The organism is Actinomadura hibisca NBRC 15177 (assembly GCF_001552635.1).
Classification (GTDB): Bacteria; Actinomycetota; Actinomycetes; order Streptosporangiales; family Streptosporangiaceae; genus Spirillospora; species Spirillospora hibisca.
In genome coordinates, this window is sequence record NZ_BCRO01000043.1 from 14,429 (window position 1) to 33,250 (window position 18,822).

Below are 18,822 nucleotides of genomic sequence, written 5' to 3' on the forward strand. Positions count from 1 at the left end.
GGATGAGCAGACGCCCCTCCACCAGCGGCGATGTGCTGCGGCTGATCCGGGAGGGCGTCGCCACCCGCGCCGAGCTGGGCCGCCTGACGGGGCTGTCGCGTCCGGCCGTCGCGGCGCGGGTCGGCGAGCTGATCGGGCACGGCCTGGTCGCCGAGCGCGCCGACGGCCCGTCCACCGGCGGCCGGCCGCCCGCGCGGCTGGAGTTCAACGCCGCCGGGGGCGCGGTGCTGGTGGCGAACCTCGGCCAGTCGCGGGGGCAGCTCGCGGTCTGCGACCTGTCGGGCGCGGTCCTCGTCCAGGCCGACGCCGACCTTCCCACGGGCGATCCGGCGGCGGCCCTGCCCGCCCTTCTCGACCAGTGGACGAACCTGCTGGCCAAGGCGGAGATCTCCCCGGCGACCGTGCGCGGCGCGGGCCTCGCCGTCCCCGACGCCATCGAGCACGCCTCGGCCGCCTGGGACGGGGTGCCGATCCGCCCCCTGGTCGCCGCCCGCTTCGGCGTGCCCGCCTACCTCGACAACGAGGTCAACGCGGCCGCGCTGGGCGAGCACCGCAACCATCCCGACGTGGCCGACCTGCTGTTCGTGAAGGTGTCCACCGGCATCGGCGCGGGCCTGATCGCGGGCGGCCGCATCCAGCGCGGCGCGCTGGGCGCGGCCGGGGAGATCGGCCACATCCCGGTCCGCGACGGCGGCGGCGTCCCGTGCCGCTGCGGCAACCTCGACTGCGTGGAGGCGGTCGCGGGCGGCACGGCGCTGCTGGCCCGCTCCCCCGCCGCCGACCTCGCCGCCCTGGCGGCCCTGGCCCGCGACGGCGACCCGGCGACGGTGGCGCTGGTGCGCTCGGCGGGCCGCCGCATCGGCGAGGTCATCGCGACCGCCGTGAACCTGCTCAACCCGGCCGTGGTGGTGCTGGGCGGCGACCTGACCGGCGCGTACGAGCCGCTGATCGCGGGCGTCCGCGAGGTGGTCTACCAGCGCGCGACGGCGCTGGCGACCAGCCGCCTGCGGATCGAGCCGAGCCGCCTCGGCGACACGGCGGGCCTGCTGGGCTGCGCGGCGATGGCGCTGGACCGCGTCCTGTCCCCCGAGGCGATCGACACCGCGCTTTCAGCTTGAACTATCCGCCTGACCTATCGGTCTGGACCGTGAGGCCCGGCCCGCCCGGCTCGACCGCCGGGACCTTGGCGACGGCGGCGTTCTGCATCAGCGCGTTGGGGACCGAGAAGCGGCCCTCCTCGCTGCGCAATGACACGTAGAGCAGGCCGATCTCCTCGACCGTGCCGTCCATGGACCCGCCGAGCGGCCCGGACCGGATCGTCACCAGGTCGCCGATCGTGAAGGGCCGCGCGTACAGCAGCACGATCCCGGCGAACACGTTGGCGAGCGTCTGCTGCCCGGCGATGCCGAGCACCGCGCCGGTCAGCGCGCCGCCGAGCAGCAGTTGCCCGATCGGCAGCCGCACCAGCGCCAACGTCAGGATGAGCGCGAACAGCCCCATGCTGAGCACGATCGCGAGCCGGACGATCGCCGCCCGCGCGTCACCGAGCGAGGGCAGCAGCACGCGCCGCATCTCGTCACCGAACTTGACCCCCGCCGCCGTGGCCAGCACCAGGAACAACCCCGCCCCGCCCCAACTGAGCAACCGGACCTGCCACGGCCCGTTCGTCGGATCGCCCTGCCGCGCCGCGAACGCCGCCACCAACGCCAGCACGCCCAGCAGCCCCACACGCTTGAGCCGGGGCCGAGGCGGCAGATTGGTCAGGAACTTCGGCGACTCCACTTTCACGGCGTCTCCGCGATCACCCCCGCGCTAACCCAAGCCCGTCTCAAGCCAGGTCAGGTGAGGTCCGGGGTGTGGAGGGAGGTGTCGGGGGCTCCGGTCGCGAAGTGGGTGAAGCGGACGGTCAGGCCCTCGCGTTCCGGGGCGCAGCAGTAGGGGCCTGCCTGGGCCGGGACGCCTTCGGGGAAGGGGGCCACGCGCAGCATCTGCCACGGGTCGTCGTCGGCGCGGGCTCGTATCGTCACCGCGTCGCCGCTGCGGCTGGCGCGGATCGTGATGGTGCGGCCCGCCCACTCGGGGACCGGGGCCGTCGACCAGTCGGACACGTCGCGCGTCACGACGGCTCCGGTCTGGGGCACGCCGTCGGCGAACTCCACGCCCGCCTTGATCCACGTGCGCTCGTCGGCGCGCAGCAGCAGGCCCGCCTGGTCGAACTGGTCGGTGAACGCCGCGACGAACGACACCTCGACGGCGGCCTCGGCGGGCAGGTCGGCCAGCAGCGCGTGGCCGGAGTCACGGTCGTAGCCGTAGGAGGTGGTGCGCCAGAAGTCGCTGCCGCGCTCGGCGGTCACCAGCAGGGCGTCGCCGTCGCGGGCGTGCGAGGGCGGCGGGTTGAGCCAGCGGCCGGACTCCCAGGCGATCTGCTGCATCGGTGCCTCCACGTCCGAGATCGTCGTTCCCCGTATTCGTATCGCGGTTTGTCGGTGGCACGCGATAACTTGCCGTGTTGCGACGACCGTTGGCGACCCCCCGCACGGCACGAGCGGCTCGGCCGTCCCCTGGCGGGGTGGGGCTACCCCCACCCCGGAATGTGGATCTCGCTCTCCGGAGGGGAGGGGCCAGACCTCCTGCTCAGCGGGTCTTCGGCGATCAAGGTGGTTTCCAACGGCCGAGGACGAGCACGGAGGACGGCATGGTGAACGAAGTGGTGCGCATCGGACAGGGGCGAAACTCCGGCGTGCTGCGTGCGCTGTTCACCGAGGCCGCCCTGCTGCTGGCGCTGTTCGCCGCCTACAAGTGGGGGCGCACGCTCGTGGAGAGCGGGGTCGGCGCCGCGATGGCCAACGCCTCGTGGTTGTGGGACGTCGAGCGCGCCCTGCGGATGCCCGACGAGGCCGCCCTCCAGGACTGGGCGCTGGGCTGGGGGCCCGCCGCGTTCCTCGCCAACGTCTACTACGTCGGCGTGCACTTCCCCGGCACGACGCTGCTGCTGGTGTGGGTGTTCCTCCGGCACCGCGCCGCCTACCGGCGCGTGCGCAACGAGCTGGTGCTGCTGACGGCGGCGGGCATGGCGGTGCACATGGCGTTCCCGCTCGCGCCGCCCCGGCTGGCCGGGTTCGGGATGACCGACACCATGCTGACGGTCGGGCCGTCCGCCTACCCCGCCGCCGCCGACGGCATCGCCAACCAGTACGCCGCGATGCCCTCCCTGCACGTCGGGTGGGCGCTGCTGGTGGCGCTCGCGGTGCTGCGCCTGGCGCGCGGCCCGTGGCGCTGGGTGCTGGCGCTGCACGCCCCGCTCACCGTCTTCGTCGTGGTGATCACCGCCAACCACTACTGGCTGGACGGGGTGGTGGCCGCCGGGCTGCTGGCCTTCGCGGTGGGCGTCGCCGCCCTGATCGAGCGGGGACGGGCCGAGGCTCCCGTGGTGGAGATGCCGAGGGCGGCGCAGCCGGTGGCGGCGGCCGAGGACAAGCCCGAGGGCGAGCGGGAGCTGGCAGCCGTCGGGTGAGCGCCGATTGCGCTGCTGGATGGTGCTTAGCGTGATTGATTCGGTCGTGCTGCCGCATTGAAGTTGCGCTTCATGGGAAAGGGCGCACGTATGAACGAGATGCGAGCGCCCATCTCAGGCGCGGACTACGCCCGGGTCGCCATCATCACCGGAGCCGACTCCGGCATCGGCCGGGCCGCCGCCGTAGCCCTCGCCGGGCGCGGCTTCGACGTGGGGATCACCTACCGCGAGGACGAGACGGGCGCGCGCGGGACGGCCGAGGAGGTCGCCGGGCAGGGGCGGCGCGCCGCCGTCCGCAAGCACGACCTCACCGACCCGGTCACCGCCGCCGACGCGGTGGACGAGCTGGCCGACGAGCTCGGCGGCGTCGGCGTCCTGGTCAACAACGCGGGCACCGGCAGCTCGGAACCGCTCATCGACATGGACCACGAGGAGTGGCGGCGCGTGCTGGCCGTCGACCTGGACGGCCCGTTCCAGTGCTCCCAGCGCGCCGCCCGCCGCATGCGCGACCGTGGCGCGGGCGGCCGGATCGTCAACGTGACCAGCGTGCACGAGGAGCATCCCCGGATCGGCGCGGGCCCCTACTGCGCGGCCAAGGGCGGGCTGCGGATGCTCTCGCGCGTCCTCGCCCTGGAGCTGTCGCAGTACGGCATCACGGTCAACACCATCGCGCCCGGCGAGATCGCCACCCCGATGACCGGGCAGGCCGACCAGCCGCCGGAGCCGGACAGCCGTCCCGGCTACCCGCTCGCCCGGCCCGGGGACGCCCGCGAGGTCGCCGCCGCCATCGCCTTCCTCGCCGACCCGGCCGCCTCCTACATCACCGGCGCGTCGTTGTTCGTGGACGGCGGCCTGGGCCTCATGGGGCCGCAGGCCGCCGAGCGCCTCACCTCGGCGGAGTGGCGCGAGGGCTGAGGCTCGACGGGCGGGCGGCCGACGGTGGCCGCCCGCCCCGGACGCTCAGTCGCCCTGGCTGCCCGGCCCCGTGGCCTCGGTGTCGTCGGAGTCGGAGCCGCCGCCCATGCCCCCGGCGCCACCCGGCCCGCTGTCGGGCTGGACGGTGTCGCGGACGGGCGGCTGGCCCTCCCCCTGGTTGGGGCCCGGCTTGACCTCGTCCTCCGGGTCCTTCTTCGGCTGGACCATGGCGCGTCCCCCTTCGCCTGACGCCGACCCCGACGCGGGCCGGTCACCGGGGCCATACCCGGCGCCCTGCAAGGCAGCGTCGGCGCGGCCTCACGGTCGCGCCATCATCGGGCAAACAGGCGCGCGAGATCAGCGGCCGTCCAGGCGGGTGCGCACGACCAGGTCGTGCATCTCCCGCCCGCAGGTGGGACGTTCCGGCAGGGACGAGCGGTCGCGCTCCTCCTCCAGACGCGCGGTCAGCGCGCGGATGTCGGCCGTCACCCGCTCCGGGTCCACCACCCCGGCGGGCGGCTCGCCGTGCTCGGCCACCACCTTCGCCTCGATCAGCTCGGGCACGTAGGGCGGGGCGTACTCGGCCGCCAGCACCGTCAGGTCGGCCTGCACCTCGCCCGTCCGCATCAGGTGGACGCCCGTGATCAGCGTCCGGAAGGTGTAGAGCAGCGGCTTGAGCCGCCCCGTCTTCTCGTAGCTGCGCCACTGGCCGCTGCTGAAGCCGAGGTAGTGGTGCGCGTGGCGGCTGCTCACCACCTGCGGGACCATCGCCCGCAGCTCCTCGTGCAGCGGCGACGTCTCCACCACCAGCGGGGACACCACCTGCTCCAGGACCTCGCCGCTCCGCTTGAGCAGCAGGCGGCAGTACTTGGCCAGGTCGTGCGTCACCACGTCGGCCTCGACGCCGTGGTGGTCCCACATCCGCGACACCGTGTCCCGGCCCGTCTCCAGGCCGATGACGTCGGTCAGCGGCAGCAGGTGCATGCCGCGCAGGTCGACGTCGGAGTCCTTGGAGGGGAAGCCGTACAGGTGCGCGCCGCTGACGGTCACGAACGCGCGCGGGTACGGGTGCCAGGCCGCCACCTCGTCCAGCAGCCCTTCGGGGAGGTTCACGCGTCCACGCTCCTTCGGCGGACCGAGTAGAGGAAGTCTTCGATGCGCTCCCGGTCGGGGTCGGCCGGGAGGGGGCTCCGCGCCAGCGCGCCGTCCAGCTCGGTGGTCAGGGATTCGCGCCAGGCGGTGATCTCGTCCCACGGCATCTCGCCCCGGCGCACGGCCAGCAGGCGGTCGCGCAGGTCGCCCACGTCCACCAGCGGCTCGCCGTGCTCCAGCAGGTGCCGCCCGCTGATCAGCAGGCGCACCATGTGCATGACGTGCTTCCAGCGGGGCTCGCCGTGGTTGCGGAGGTCGCCCTCCAGCTTGCGGAACTGGCCCTGGGCGTAGCGGAGGAACGTGCGGTGCGCGTGCCGCGACAGGAACGCTTCACGCAGGGCCAGCAGCTCCTTGCCGACGGGCGTCACCTGCTCGACCAGCGGCGACCACAGGCACTCCAGCACGTTGGGGTTGGCCCCCATCGCCAGCTCGCAGAAACGTTCCAGCTCCCACGAGAACCGCTCCTCGCCCGGTCCCTCCACGTGCGTCGGCGGCTTGTCGAAGCGCCAGAACAGCGGGGCCGGGGCCGCGTAGACGCCGCGCCGGTCCACGTCGCTGGACTCGGTCGCCAGGCCGAACGCGCGCGAGCCGACCACCACGGACAACACCGTGTGGTCGCGGACGAGGGTGTGGGCGTTCACGCGACCAAGCCTGGCACAACGGATCAACCGGTTTGCAGCGCATTACAAGCCGGACACGAACTTGCTGAAACTTTCTGCAAACTGTTTACGCGCTTGCAACCCGTTGCTAACGTCACCGCCCAACCACCCCACCACCGGACATGCGGGGCGCCCCCGGGCCGTTCCGCGAAGGAGGACCGATGCGGCGCATCCCCTTGATCGGCGCGCTGACCGGCACCGTCGTCGCCCTCTCGCTCACCGCCTGCGGTGGCGGCGACGGCGGCACGGCCAAGAGCGGCGCGCAGGCGGGCGCGCTGGAGGGCCGCGGGCCCATCACGTTCGTCACCGGCAAGGACCGCTCGGGTTACCTGCAGAAGCAGGTGGACGGCTGGAACGCGGGCCACGCCAACGAGCAGGTCCGCGTCATCGAGCTGCCCGACGAGCCCAACGACCAGCGCCAGCAGATGATCCAGAACGCCACCACCAAGTCGGACGCCTACGCGGTGCTGAACCTCGACGTGGTGTGGACGGCCGAGTTCGCCGCCAACCGCTGGCTCGTCCCGCTGCCCAAGGACCAGGTCGGCCTGGACGCGATGCTCCCGGCCACCGTCGCCACCGGCCAGTACCGCGACAAGTTGTACGCGGTGCCCTCCACCTCCGACGCCGGGATGCTCTACTACCGCAAGGACCTGCTGGACAAGGCCGGGGTCGCCGCCCCGCCCAAGACCTACGCCGAGATGTGGGCCGCCTGCGACAAGGTGGGCAAGCTGCCCGAGGGCAAGGGCGTGGACTGCTTCTTCACCGAGGTCAACAAGACCGAGAGCCTCACCATCAGCGCGGTCGAGGCCATCGAGTCGGCCGGCGGCACCATCATCGGCGCCGACGGCAGGCCGACGGTGAACACGCCCGAGGCCAGGAAGGGCGTGGAGTTCCTGGCCGGGGCGCAGAAGGACGGCCGGATGCCCAAGGCCGCCGTCACCCTCGACACCGAGGGCGGCCGCCGCCATTTCCAGTCCGGCAAGCTGCTGTTCCAGCGGCAGTGGCCCTACCAGTACGGGCTCGCCGAGAAGGACGACGGCTCCTCCAAGGTGGCGGGCAAGTTCGCCGTCGCGCCGCTGCCGGGGCCGAACGGTCCGGGCGCGTCCAACCTCGGCGGCCACAACCTCGCCGTCTCCGCCTTCGCCAAGAACAAGGCCAGCGCGCTCGACTTCATCAAGTACCTGACCGGGGCCGAGTCGCAGAAGGCCAACCTGCTGGCCACCTCGCAGGCCCCGACGAACGCCGCGCTGTACGACGACCCGGAGATGGTGAAGAAGTTCCCCTACCTGCCGGTCCTCAAGCAGGCGATCGGGTCGGCCAAGCCCCGCCCCGTCGTCGTGAAGTACGGCGACGTGACCGCCGCGATCCAGGGGTCGATGTACGACGCCGTCCAGGGCAGGACGCCGGTGGACCAGGCCCTCGCCGACCTCCAGGGCAAGCTCGGCCCGCTGACCACCCAGTGACGTCATGACCGCAACTTTCAGCAAGAAGTCGCCCGCCCCGGCCCCGGCCGCGGCGGGCGGCCCCCGCGAGAGCAGGCGCAGGGGCGACGCGGGCGGGCGGCGCATGGCGGCGCTGCTGCTGTCGCCGACGCTGCTGGTGCTCGCCCTGGTCGTCGGCTACCCCGTGCTCGCCGGGCTGCGCGAGTCCCTGTACGTGCGCGGCGAGGGCCTGGACGCCGACGGGTTCGTGGTGGAGGGCGACCGGTTCGCCGGGCTCGGCAACTACACCGCGATCTTCTCGGGCGACCGGGCGTCGGCGTTCTGGAACGCCTTCGGCAACACGACGTTCTTCACCCTCACCACGGTCGTGCTGGAGACCCTGATCGGCGTCGGCATGGCGCTGATCATGCACCAGGCGTTCCGGGGCCGGGCGCTGGTGCGCGCCAGCATCCTGGTGCCGTGGGCGATCCCCACCGCGATCTCCGGGTTGTTGTGGCGGTGGATCTTCCAGGCGGACGGCGCGGCCAACGCGGTGATCCGCCAGCAGGTCCTGTGGACCGCCGACGGCTGGCCCGCCAAGTTCGCCGTCGTCATCGCCGAGGTGTGGAAGACCTCGCCGTTCATCGGGCTGCTGGTGCTGGCCGGGCTCCAGATGATCCCGCGCGAGGTGAACGAGGCGGCCCGGGTGGACGGGGCGAGCGCGCTCCAGCGCTTCTGGTGGATCACGTTGCCGCTGGTCAAGCCCGCCTTGTTGGTGGCGGTGCTGTTCCGCATGATGGACGTGCTGCGCATGTTCGACCTGCCCGCGGTGCTGATCGGCGTCAACCAGCGGTCGGTGGAGACGCTGACGATGATCGCCTGGTTCGAGGCGTCGAACCTGCGCTACGGGTCGGCGGCGGCCTACGCCACGATCCTGTTCGGCTACATCGCGCTGATCGCCTACCTGTTCGTGAAGATCCTGGGCGCCGACATCATCGGCGACGCCCGCGCGGCGACCCGGCAGCGGAAGACCGAGCGGCGGAAGAAGGCCACGCCATGAACCGACGCGTCCTCACCTACGCCGGAGTCGCGGCCGTCGCCGTCTACTGCCTGGCCCCGTTCTACTGGATGGTGGTGTCGGCGTTCCGCCGCCCGCAGGACCAGTTCTCCAACGCCCCGGTGCCCGCGCCGTTCTCCGTCGAGAACTTCACCGCCGTGTTCAGCGGCGACAACGGCTTCGGCCGCGCGCTGCTGAACAGCGTGGTCGTCGCCGGGATCACCACCGCGCTGACGCTGGTGATCGGCGTGTTCACCGCCTACGCGCTGGCCCGGCTCACCTTCCGCTTCAAGAACCTGGTGCTGGGCCTGGTCATCGGCACCACCATGTTCCCGGGGATCTCCCAGCTGGTGCCGCTGCTGAAGCTGTTCACCGGCATCGGCTGGATCAACACCTACCAGGCGATGGTCGTGCCGAGCCTGGGCTTCGCGCTGCCGCTGTCGGTGTGGTTGCTGACCGCGTTCTTCCGGCAGCTGCCGTTCGAGCTGGAGCAGGCCGCGATGGTGGACGGCTGCACGCGCGGCCAGGCGTTCCGCAAGGTCATCGTGCCGCTGGCCGCGCCGGGGGTGTTCACCACCGCGATCCTGACCTTCATCGCCGCCTGGAACGAGTTCCTCATCGCGCTGTCGATGGTGAACCGCAAGGAGATGCAGACCGCCACCGTCGCGATCTCCAAGTTCACCGGCGTCTCCGGTTTCGACCAACCTTTCGGCACCCAGATGGCCGCCGGGGTGATCGTCACCGTTCCGCTCATCATCGTGGTGCTGGTCTTCCAGCGCCGCATCGTCGCCGGCCTCACCGCCGGCGGAGTGAAATGACAAGGATGCCCATGACGCAGCACACCCTCGCGCCCGCCGCCACCCGCTGGTGGCGGGACGCGGTGATCTACCAGGTCTACGTCCGCAGCTTCGCCGACGCGAGCGGCGACGGGGTGGGCGACCTGCCGGGCGTGCGGTCGCGGCTGCCCTACCTCGCCGAGCTGGGCGTGGACGCGTTGTGGATCACCCCGTTCTACGTGTCGCCGATGGCCGACTTCGGCTACGACGTGGCCGACTACCGCGATGTGGACCCGCTGTTCGGGACCCTGGACGACGCGCGCGGCCTGGTCGCCGACGCGCACGCGCACGGCCTGCGCGTCATCGTGGACGTGGTGCCCAACCACACCTCCGACCGGCACCCCTGGTTCCAGGCGGCGCTCGCCGCCGCGCCCGGCTCCCCCGAGCGCGCCCGTTACGTCTTTCGCGACGGGCGCGGCCCGGACGGCGCGCAGCCGCCCAACGATTGGGAGTCGGTCTTCGGCGGCCCCGCCTGGACCCGCGTTCCTGACGGCCAGTGGTACCTGCACCTGTTCGCGCCCGAGCAGCCCGACCTCGACTGGGACAACCCCGAGGTGCACGCCGAGTTCGCCGACATCCTGCGCTTCTGGCTCGACCTCGGCGTGGACGGCTTCCGCATCGACGTCGCGCACGGCATGGTCAAGGCCCCCGGCCTGCCCGACGTCGGCCACGCGAACCAGGTCGAGATGCTCGGCACCGCCGTGCTGCCCTACTTCGACCAGGACGGCGTGCACGAGATCCACCGCGAGTGGCGCGCGCTGCTGGACTCCTACGACGGCGAGCGCGTCGGCGTCGCCGAGGCGTGGGCGCCCACGCCCGAGCGGCTGGCCCGCTACACCCGGCCCGACGAGCTGCACCAGGCGTTCAACTTCCACTACCTGTCGGCCCCCTGGGACGCCTCGGAGATGCGCCAGGTGATCGACGAGTCGCTGCGCACCGCGCAGGCCGTCGCCGCGCCCGCCACCTGGGTGTTGTCCAACCACGACGTCAAGCGGCACGTCACCCGCTACGGCGGCGGCGAGCCCGGCCTGCGGCGCGCCCGCGCGGCGGCGCTGCTGACGCTGGCGCTGCCCGGGTCGGCCTACGTCTACCAGGGCGAGGAGCTGGGCCTGCCCGAGGTGCTGGACCTGCCCGAGGAGTTCCTCCAGGACCCGCAGCGCGGCCGGGGCGCCGACGCCGGGCGCGACGGCTGCCGCGTGCCGCTGCCCTGGGCGGGCGACGAGCCGCCGTTCGGCTTCGGCACCGGGCAGAGCTGGTTGCCGCTGCCCCCGGCGTGGCGCGCCCTCAGCGTCGCCGCGCAGGAGCGCGACCCCGGCTCCACGCTGCACCTGTACCGCGAGGCGCTGCGCGTCCGGCGCGAGCACCCGGCGCTCGGCGACGGCCCGCTGCGCTGGCTCGTCGGCCCGCCCGGCACGCTCATGTTCGCGCGCGAGCAGGGCGGCCGCACGCTGGCGTGCGCGGTCAACATGGGCGAGAAGTCGGTGCGCGTCGCCGCCTACGGCTCCGAGGTGCTGGCGAGCGGACCGGTCCAGCGCGACGGCGACTGCCTGGAACTGCCCTCTGACACCGCGGTGTGGTGGGAGGTACTTTGATGGCCATGACGACGCGCCTGTCCGACATCGCGGCCCACGCCGGGGTCAGCGAGGCCACCGTGAGCCGCGTGCTCAACGGCAAGCAGGGCGTGTCCTCCGGCACCCGGCAGGCGGTGCTGACCGCGCTGGACGTGCTGGGCTACGAGCGCCCGGCCCGGTTGCGGCAGCAGCGCGCCGGGCTGATCGGCCTGATCGTCCCCGAGCTGTCCAACCCGATCTTCCCGGCGTTCGCCGAGGCGGTCGAGAGCGCGCTCGCCCGGCACGGCTACATGGCCGTGTTGTGCTCGCAGGCGCCCGGCGGGGTGGCCGAGGACGACTACATCGAGATGTTGCTGGAGCGCGGCGTCGCGGGCATCATCTTCGTCAACGGCCTGCACGCCAACGCCCGCTCCGACCGCGCCCGCTACGTGCGGCTGCTCGACCAGGGCCTGCCGATCGTGCTGGTCAACGGCTTCCGCGACGACATCGACGCGCCGCATGTCTCCAACGACGACGCCGCCTCGCTGGAGGCGGCCGTCGGGCACCTGGCCGCGATGGGCCACCGCCGCATCGGCCTCGCGATCGGGCAGGAGCAGTACGTCCCGACCCGCCGCAAGACCGAGGGCTTCCGGCGCGGCATGGCCCGGCACGCGGGCGCGGCCGAGGTGGACGACCTGATCGTCAACACGATGTACACCGTCGAGGGCGGCCAGGCCGCCGCGCAGCGCCTGCTCGACCAGGGCTGCACGGCGATCTGCTGCGGCAACGACATGATGGCGCTGGGCGCGATCCGGGCGGCGCGGCAGCGCGGGTTGCGGGTGCCGCAGGAGGTGTCGGTGGTCGGCTTCGACGACTCGCCGCTGACGGCCTACCTCGACCCGCCGCTGACCACGATCCGGCAGTCGGTGCGCGCGATGTCGCTCGCCGCCGTGGACACCCTGCTCCAGGAGATCAGCGGGACGCGCGCGCACCGGGCAGAGCTGCTATACCGCCCTGAACTGGTGGTACGCAGCTCCACCGCCGCCGCCCCGACGGCGGACCAGGCGGCGGCGTCGGTCCCAGCGCAGACCGCGCCCGCCGGTTCCTAGTAGTAGCCGTCGACCGGGACCCGCGCCTCCTCGTAGAGGGCGGGTCCCTCCTGCGGCACGCCAGGGAAGCCGCCTCCGGGATGGAGTTCGTCGTGCTGGTCGGCCGACAGGGCGTAGACGACGCGGCCGAGGCCCGAGCGGGCGATCGCTCCCGCGCACATCTGGCAGGGCTGGCAACTGGTGAACATCGTGGTGGCGGCGGCGGTGTCCGGGTCGAGTTCGCGGGCCGCCCAGCGGGCCAGCTTCAGTTCGGGATGGGCGCTGATGTCCCGGTCGGCGCGCACGGTGTTGTGCGCCTCGACGAGGACGGCGCCGTCGGGGCCCGCCAGCAGCGAGCCGTAGGGGGCGTGGCCGTCGGCCCGCGCCTGGTTCGCCAGGGCGATGGCCCGGCGCAGCAGGCGTTCGTCGTCGGGGGTCATGCGAGTTCCTTTCGGTGGGCGGCCACGGCGGCCAGGGCGTGCCAGGCGGTCTCGGGGCGGAGGGTCTCGTCCGGGTCGCCCACGAACGGGTCGAGCAGGACGTCCTCCGCCCCCAGTCGGCGCAGGTGTTCCAGGTCGGACAGCACCTGGTCGAGCGTTCCCTCGCCCGCGCGGCGTTCGGCGGGCGGCTCGTCGGTGAGGCGCAGGAGGACGCGGGGGGCGAGGGCGGGAACGGGGCGGTCCTCGGCCTCGGCGATCGTCTTGAGCCGGTCCAGCGTCTCCTCGAACCAGGGCATGGTGAAGCGGAGCGGATGCCAGGCGTCGCCGTAGCGCACGGCGCGGCGGAGCGCCGCGTCGCTGTGGCCGCCCACCCAGAGGGGGATCTGCCCGGCCTGGTAGTCGCCGGTGTCGGCCCAGGCCGAACGGAGGGTCCGCAGGAGTTCGCCGGTGAGCGCGCCCCGGCGCTCGAAGGGGGCGCCGAGGGCCGCGAACTCCTGCCGCGCCCAGCCCGCGCCGACGCCGAGGACCAGCCGCCCGCCGCTGAGCCGGTCGAGGTTGGCGGCCATGCGGGCGACCAGCAGCGGATGCCGGTGCCCGGCGATCAGCACCGTCGTGCCCAGCCGCACCCGGCGGGTGAGGCCCGCCAGCCACGCCAGGGCGGTGAACGGCTCGTAGAAGGGCGCGGGGTACTGCGCGGCGACGTCGGGCGTGACCACGACGTGGTCGGAGAGCATCAGCAGGTCGAAGCCCAGCCCTTCCACGGTCTGCGCCCAGGCGCGCAGCCGGTCCGGATCGGTGCCGGCTCCGAAGTTCGGGACGTTGACCCCTAGATTCATGCCGCCGAGGCTATCCAGGCGGCACGGCCTCGTTGAAGAGACCATCCACGGCGTATGCGGCCTTCCACCGGGGTTTCGCCGCTACTTTGACCCGATGACCGAGAATCTCGACGCGACCGACTGGGCGATCCTCACCGAGTTGCAGCGCGACGGCCGCCTCTCCCTCACCGAGCTGGGCAAGCGGGTCAGCCTCAGCGCCTCCGCCGCCACCGAGCGGGTGCGGCGACTGGAGTCGGCGGGCGTCATCACCGGCTACCACGCGCGGGTCGACCTGGCCAAGGCCGGGCTGCCGGTGACGGCGGTCGTCCGGCTGAAGTACCCGGGCAACCGGCACGCTCCGCTCCACGCGCTGCTGCGCGAGCGCGCCGAGATCCTCGAATGCCTGCGGACCACCGGTGAGGACTGCTACCTGCTCAAGATCGCCGCGACCTCGCTCGGCCATCTGGAGACGATGGTGGACGAGCTGCTGGAGCTGGGCAGCACCACCACCAACCTGGTCTACAGCGAGCCGCTCCCCTACCGCGGCCTGCCCGCCGGACCGGTCGGCGGGCGGGTCGGCGGGCAGACCGGCGGCGGCTGACGCCGGGACCGCCCGGTAACGGTTGTGTTGCGAAGGATTGACAGTGGCGCTCGGCACGGTCTTTCCTTCGTGGGAGCGCTCCCACGATCCGCACACGACCTGAGAGAGGTGGGTCCACATGAGGGCCTTCCAGTGGAAGAGCAGCCGTGCCGTCGCCGCGGTGCTGGCCGGGCTGCTGGCCGGTGGCACGTTGGCGGCCTGCGGCGGGGACGACGACGGCGGCGCCGGGTCGGGCGGCCCCGTCGAGCTCACCGTCGACGTGTTCGGCGAGTTCGGCTACGACCAGCTCTACAAGCAGTACGAGGCCGCGCACCCCAACGTGAAGATCAAGCAGCGCAAGGTCTCCACGCTGGACGACTACAAGCCGCGCGTCCAGCAGTGGATCGCGACCGGCAGCGGCGCGGGCGACGTGGTGGCGCTGGAGGAGGGCATCCTGCCCCTCTACATGCAGCAGCCGGGCAAGTTCGTGAACCTGTTCGACCACGGCGGCAAGGAGCTGCAGGGCAACTTCCTGCCGTGGAAGTGGCAGATGGGCGTCACCCCCGACGGCAAGCAGCTGGTCGGGCTCGGCACCGACATCGGCCCGCTGGCCATGTGCTACCGCAAGGACCTGTTCAAGAAGGCCGGGCTGCCGACCGAGCGCGACGAGGTCTCCAAGCTCTGGCCGACCTGGGACGGCTTCCTGGAGACCGGCAAGAAGTTCCAGGGCAAGGTGCCCGGCACCAAGTGGCTGGACGGCCCGGCGGCCGCGCTGCGCACCACCGTGCTCCAGAACGCGGGCTCCGGCCCCGGCTACAGCTACTTCGACAAGGACAACAAGCTCGTCTTCGACAGCAACCCCGCGGTGAAGGCCGCCTTCGACACCGTCCTGAAGTTCGAGCAGAACAAGATGACGGCGGGCACGCAGGTCTTCACGCCGCCGTGGCAGACCGGCCTGAAGCGCGACACCTTCGCCACGCTGCCGTGCCCGTCGTGGATGCTCGGCGGCATCAAGGAGTTCGCCGGCGACTCGGGCAAGGGCAAGTGGGACGTGGCCGCCGTCCCGGGCGGCGCGGGTTACTGGGGCGGCTCGTGGCTGGCGGTGCCCAAGCAGACCAAGCACGCCAAGGAGGCCGCGGAGCTGGCCAAGTTCCTGTCCAACCCGCAGGGCCAGATCGCCGCGTTCAAGGACAAGAACACCTTCCCGTCCTCGCCGCAGGCCGCGCAGGACGCCGCGGTGTCGGGCAGCACCGACCCCTACTTCGACGACGCGCCCACCGGCAAGATCTTCGGCCAGATGGCCGCGCAGGTGAAGCCGGTGCACCTCGGCCCGAAGAACGAGGACGTGCGGCAGGTCGTGGAGAACGTGCTGATCTCGGTCGGCCAGGGCCGGGTCAAGCCCGAGGACGCGTGGGCCCGCGCGGTCGAGGAAGCCAAGAAGGCCGCCCGCTGATCCGCCGGACCGGAGGCGGCGCCGGGGAGCCGATCCCCGCGCTCCCGGCGCCGCCCGCCCGTCCCGAAAGTCCCGAAAGGAGGGCGCGTTGAGCCTCGACCTGCGCCCCGCCCGCCCCGGCCGCTCCACGGCCGCGGCCGACCCCCCGCCCGCGCGCCGCGGCTGGCGGTCCCGGCTGGCCCGGCTGGACGTCCGGGCCGCCCCCTACCTGTTCGTCTCGCCGTTCTTCGTGGTCTTCCTGGCCTTCGGCGCGTTCCCGCTCGGCTACACGCTCTGGGTGTCGCTGCACAAGTGGGAGCTGGCGTCGGGGACCCGCGAGTTCATCGGGCTGGAGAACTTCTCCTACCTGCTCGGCGACGCCGACTTCTGGCACGCCACCGTCAACACCGTGGGCATCTTCGTGCTGTCGACGGTCCCGCAGCTCATGCTGGCGCTGCTGCTGGCGGCGGCGCTGGACCGCAAGATGAAGGGCAGCACCTTCTTCCGGATCGGCGTGGTCGCGCCGATGGTCACCTCGACGGCGGCCGTGGCGATCGTGTTCACCCAGCTGTTCGACCGCGACTTCGGCCTGGCCAACTGGCTGATCGGCCTGTTCGGGATCGACGCGATCGACTGGCAGGCGAGCCGCGGCTGGTCGTGGGCGGCCATCGCCACGATGGTGAACTGGCGCTGGACCGGCTACAACGCGCTGATCTTCCTGGCGGCGATGCAGGCGATCCCCCGCGACCTGTACGAGGCGGCGGCGATCGACGGCGCGTCCCGGCTGCGCCAGTTCTGGCAGATCACGGTGCCGCTGCTGCGGCCGACGATCCTGTTCGCGGTCATCATCTCCACCATCGGCGGGCTCCAGCTGTTCACCGAGCCCGCGCTGTTCGGCATCGGCAGCGCCAACCGCATGGACGGCGGCTCGATGCACCAGTTCCAGACGATCACGATGTACATGTTCGACAACGCCTTCGGCGACGACCGGTACGGCTACGCCGCCGCAGTGTCCTGGGCGCTGTTCGTGCTGATCATCTTGTTCTCGCTGCTGAACTTCGCGTTCGTGCGGCGTGCGGAAGGCGCGCGATGACGACCCTGCCCCTGACCCGGCGGCGGCGCGGCGGCGGCGCCGGCCGGCTGCGCGGCCTGTGGGCGGCCAGCCCGCTGACCTATCTGACGCTGATGGCCGGCCTGGTGTTGTCGGTGTTCCCGATCTACTGGATGGTCGTGGTGGCGACCCGCAGCAACGAGGTGGTCGCCGACGTGCCGCCGCCGGTGCTGCCGGGCGGCAACCTCGGCGCGAACGTGGGCCGGCTGTTCGACAACCCCGACGCCTACTTCGCCAAGGGCCTGCTGAACTCGGCGATCGTGGCGTCCTGCGTGACGGTCTCGACGGTGCTGTTCGCCTCGCTGGCCGGGTTCGCCTTCGCCAAGCTGCGCTTCCGCGGCCGCAACGCGCTGCTGCTGACGATCATCGCGACGATGATGGTGCCGGTGCAGATGGGCATCATCCCGCTCTACATGATCATGGTGAGGCTGGGCTGGCAGAACCATCTGCAGGCGGTGATCGTGCCGTTCCTGGTCACCGGGTTCGGCGTGTTCATGATGCGGCAGTACGCCGACCAGGCCGTGCCGGACGAGCTGATCGAGGCCGCCCGCGTCGACGGCTGCACCACCTTCGGCATCTACTGGCGGGTCGTGCTCCCGGCGCTGCGCCCGGCGGCGGGCGTGCTCGGGCTGCTGACGTTCATGCAGACCTGGAACGAGTTCATGTGGCCGCTGGCGGTACTGAACCCCGACAACCCGACGGTCCAGCTCTCGATCAACAACCTGGCCAACGCGTACTTCAAGGACTACACGCTGATGTTCGCCGGGACGACGGTGGCGATCCTGCCGCTGCTCGTGGTGTTCATCGTCTTCGGCCGCCAGATCATCGGCGGCATCATGGAAGGGGCGATCAAGGCGTGACCGTTTTTCCCGAGGACTTCACCTGGGGCGCGGCGACCGCCGCCTACCAGATCGAGGGCGCGGCGGCCGAGGACGGGCGCGGCCCGTCGGTCTGGGACGACTTCTGCCGCACCCCCGGCAAGGTGCTGAACGGCGACACCGGCGACGTCGCGGTGGACCACTACCACCGCTACCGCGACGACGTGGCGCTGATGGCGGAGCTGGGCCTGAGCGCCTACCGCTTCTCGATCTCCTGGTCGCGCGTCCTGCCCGACGGCGCGGGCGCGCCCAACCCCGCCGGGCTCGACTTCTACCGGCGGCTGGTGGACGAGCTGCTGGAGGCGGGCGTCCAGCCGTGGCCGACGCTCTACCACTGGGACCTGCCGTCGGCGCTGGAGAAGGCGGGCGGCTGGCCCGAGCGCGACACCGCGCACCGGTTCGCCGACTACGCCGCGCTGGTGCACCAGGCGCTCGGCGACCGCGTCCGGCACTGGACGACGGTCAACGAGCCGTGGTGCGCGGCGTTCCTGGGATACGCGTCCGGCGAGCACGCCCCTGGCCGCCGCGACGCCGCCGCCTCCCTGGACGCCGCGCACCACCTGATGGTCGGGCACGGCCTGGCCGTCCAGGCGATGCGGGCGCAGCAGCCCGGCAACCGGTTCGGCGCGGCCGTCAACCTGTACGCGGTCTCGCCCGCGACCGACGACCCGGCCGACCTGGACGCGGCGCGCCGCATCGACGGGTTGCAGAACCGCTTCTTCCTCGACCCGCTGCTGCTCGGCCGCTACCCCGAGGACGTGCTGGCCGACCTGGAGCCGTTCGGCTTCGCGCCGGCCGACGCCGGCACGATCGCGCAGCCGCTCGACCAGCTCGGCGTCAACTACTACACGCGGCACACCGTGTCGGGCGTGCCGGGCGAGGCGACGCAGGCGGTGTCGTCGCCGTTCTCGGCGCACTCGCCGTGGGTGGGCGCCGAGCACGTCCGGTTCGTCCCGGGCGGGCGGCCGGTGACCGGCATGGGCTGGGAGATCGACGCGCCCGGCCTGCGCGAGACGCTGGCGCGGGTGGCCCGCGAGTACCCGGCCGTCCCGCTGTACGTCACCGAGAACGGCGCGGGCTACGACGAGCACCTCAACGGGGACGGAACGGTCCACGACGCGGGCCGCGTCGCCTACCTCGACGCGCACCTGCGAGCCTGCCACGGCGCGATCGCCGACGGCGTCCCGCTGCGCGGCTACTTCACGTGGTCGCTGCTGGATAATTTCGAGTGGGCCTGGGGCTACTCCAAGCGCTTCGGGCTGGTCCACGTGGACTACGCGACCCAGCGCCGGGTTCCCAAGGACAGCGCCCGCTGGTACGCAGAGGTGATCAGGCGCGGGGCGCTGTAGCCGCGCCGTGACCGCACACGACCGA

At 72.4% G+C, this 18,822-nt stretch carries 20 protein-coding genes; 13 read left to right on the forward strand and 7 right to left on the reverse strand.

The genetic code is table 11. The features are described 5' to 3' along the window. Positions 1-2: 2 nt before the first annotated feature. Positions 3-1,118 carry an ROK family transcriptional regulator gene (locus AH6_RS21035; protein WP_067482454.1) on the forward strand — a complete coding sequence of 372 codons (1,116 nt, stop codon included), beginning with the start codon at positions 3-5 and terminating at the stop codon, positions 1,116-1,118. A gap of 1 nt (position 1,119) precedes the next feature. Here AH6_RS21035 and AH6_RS21040 read toward each other — a convergent pair whose 3' ends face one another. Beyond that, positions 1,120-1,788, reverse strand: coding sequence for a mechanosensitive ion channel family protein (locus AH6_RS21040; protein ID WP_083983290.1), 669 nt, complete (start codon positions 1,786-1,788; stop codon positions 1,120-1,122). A 50-nt stretch (positions 1,789-1,838) separates the two neighbouring features. Continuing rightward, entirely contained in the window at positions 1,839-2,444 is a 606-nt protein-coding gene (locus AH6_RS21045) for a DUF1349 domain-containing protein (protein ID WP_245679396.1), read from the reverse strand. Positions 2,445-2,695: 251 nt separating this feature from the next. Between AH6_RS21045 and AH6_RS21050 the strand changes: the two genes are divergently transcribed. Continuing rightward, on the forward strand, positions 2,696-3,514 hold the full coding sequence (locus AH6_RS21050) for a phosphatase PAP2 family protein (protein ID WP_067482461.1): 819 nt from the start codon (positions 2,696-2,698) through the stop codon (positions 3,512-3,514). Between the two features lie 90 nt (positions 3,515-3,604). Further along, a complete protein-coding gene (locus AH6_RS21055) occupies positions 3,605-4,429 on the forward strand; it encodes an SDR family oxidoreductase (protein ID WP_169807886.1) in 825 nt (274 codons plus the stop codon). A gap of 45 nt (positions 4,430-4,474) precedes the next feature. On the opposite strand, the gene AH6_RS21060 is transcribed toward AH6_RS21055, so the two are convergent. From AH6_RS21060 to AH6_RS21070, 3 genes are all read right to left on the reverse strand, one after another. After that, positions 4,475-4,657 (reverse strand): hypothetical protein, encoded by a 183-nt coding sequence (locus AH6_RS21060; protein WP_067482463.1) that lies wholly within the window; start codon positions 4,655-4,657, stop codon positions 4,475-4,477. 129 nt (positions 4,658-4,786) lie between these two features. Beyond that, positions 4,787-5,542, reverse strand: a complete 756-nt coding sequence (locus AH6_RS21065) for a nucleotidyltransferase domain-containing protein (protein WP_067482465.1) — start codon at positions 5,540-5,542, stop codon at positions 4,787-4,789. Then, a complete protein-coding gene (locus AH6_RS21070; protein WP_067482467.1) occupies positions 5,539-6,222 on the reverse strand; it encodes a nucleotidyltransferase domain-containing protein in 684 nt (227 codons plus the stop codon). The genes AH6_RS21065 and AH6_RS21070 overlap by 4 nt, the downstream gene beginning before the upstream one ends. Before the next feature lie 179 nt (positions 6,223-6,401). Here AH6_RS21070 and AH6_RS21075 point away from each other — a divergent pair, with 179 nt between their 5' ends. The 5 genes from AH6_RS21075 to AH6_RS21095 are packed head-to-tail and all read left to right on the forward strand — an operon-like array spanning position 6,402 to position 12,213. After that, a complete protein-coding gene (locus AH6_RS21075) occupies positions 6,402-7,703 on the forward strand; it encodes an ABC transporter substrate-binding protein (protein WP_067482469.1) in 1,302 nt (433 codons plus the stop codon). 4 nt (positions 7,704-7,707) lie between these two features. Continuing rightward, entirely contained in the window at positions 7,708-8,721 is a 1,014-nt protein-coding gene (locus tag AH6_RS21080; RefSeq protein WP_218005894.1) for a carbohydrate ABC transporter permease, read from the forward strand. Then, positions 8,718-9,536, forward strand: a complete 819-nt coding sequence (locus AH6_RS21085) for a carbohydrate ABC transporter permease (protein ID WP_067482474.1) — start codon at positions 8,718-8,720, stop codon at positions 9,534-9,536. Before AH6_RS21080 ends, AH6_RS21085 begins: the two co-directional genes overlap by 4 nt. Positions 9,537-9,547: 11 nt before the next feature. Continuing rightward, positions 9,548-11,146 (forward strand): glycoside hydrolase family 13 protein, encoded by a 1,599-nt coding sequence (locus AH6_RS21090; protein ID WP_067482476.1) that lies wholly within the window; start codon positions 9,548-9,550, stop codon positions 11,144-11,146. A 5-nt stretch (positions 11,147-11,151) separates the two neighbouring features. Continuing rightward, positions 11,152-12,213: a LacI family DNA-binding transcriptional regulator gene (locus AH6_RS21095; protein ID WP_067482640.1), complete on the forward strand. Its 1,062-nt coding sequence runs from the start codon at positions 11,152-11,154 to the stop codon at positions 12,211-12,213. Here the strand turns inward: AH6_RS21095 and AH6_RS21100 are convergent. Continuing rightward, positions 12,210-12,632, reverse strand: coding sequence for a nucleoside deaminase (locus AH6_RS21100; RefSeq protein WP_067482478.1), 423 nt, complete (start codon positions 12,630-12,632; stop codon positions 12,210-12,212). The two genes, AH6_RS21095 and AH6_RS21100, sit on opposite strands and share 4 nt — an antisense overlap. After that, a complete protein-coding gene (locus AH6_RS21105) occupies positions 12,629-13,468 on the reverse strand; it encodes an LLM class flavin-dependent oxidoreductase (RefSeq protein ID WP_067482480.1) in 840 nt (279 codons plus the stop codon). Before AH6_RS21105 ends, AH6_RS21100 begins: the two co-directional genes overlap by 4 nt. Before the next feature lie 94 nt (positions 13,469-13,562). Here AH6_RS21105 and AH6_RS21110 point away from each other — a divergent pair, with 94 nt between their 5' ends. The 5 genes from AH6_RS21110 to AH6_RS21130 all read left to right on the forward strand — a co-directional run bounded on the left by AH6_RS21110 (position 13,563) and on the right by AH6_RS21130 (position 18,797). Continuing rightward, positions 13,563-14,048, forward strand: coding sequence for an Lrp/AsnC family transcriptional regulator (locus AH6_RS21110; protein ID WP_067482482.1), 486 nt, complete (start codon positions 13,563-13,565; stop codon positions 14,046-14,048). 118 nt (positions 14,049-14,166) lie between these two features. Further along, complete coding sequence (locus AH6_RS21115) at positions 14,167-15,480, forward strand: ABC transporter substrate-binding protein (protein WP_067482484.1); 1,314 nt, start codon at positions 14,167-14,169, stop codon at positions 15,478-15,480. Positions 15,481-15,568: 88 nt separating this feature from the next. Next, the gene (locus AH6_RS21120) at positions 15,569-16,552 is read left to right on the forward strand and encodes a carbohydrate ABC transporter permease (RefSeq protein ID WP_083983292.1); all 984 of its coding nucleotides are present in this window, start codon (positions 15,569-15,571) and stop codon (positions 16,550-16,552) included. Then, positions 16,549-17,430 (forward strand): carbohydrate ABC transporter permease, encoded by an 882-nt coding sequence (locus AH6_RS21125; RefSeq protein ID WP_067482486.1) that lies wholly within the window; start codon positions 16,549-16,551, stop codon positions 17,428-17,430. The genes AH6_RS21120 and AH6_RS21125 overlap by 4 nt, the downstream gene beginning before the upstream one ends. Then, positions 17,427-18,797 (forward strand): GH1 family beta-glucosidase, encoded by a 1,371-nt coding sequence (locus AH6_RS21130; RefSeq protein WP_067482488.1) that lies wholly within the window; start codon positions 17,427-17,429, stop codon positions 18,795-18,797. Before AH6_RS21125 ends, AH6_RS21130 begins: the two co-directional genes overlap by 4 nt. Positions 18,798-18,822: the final 25 nt, after the last annotated feature.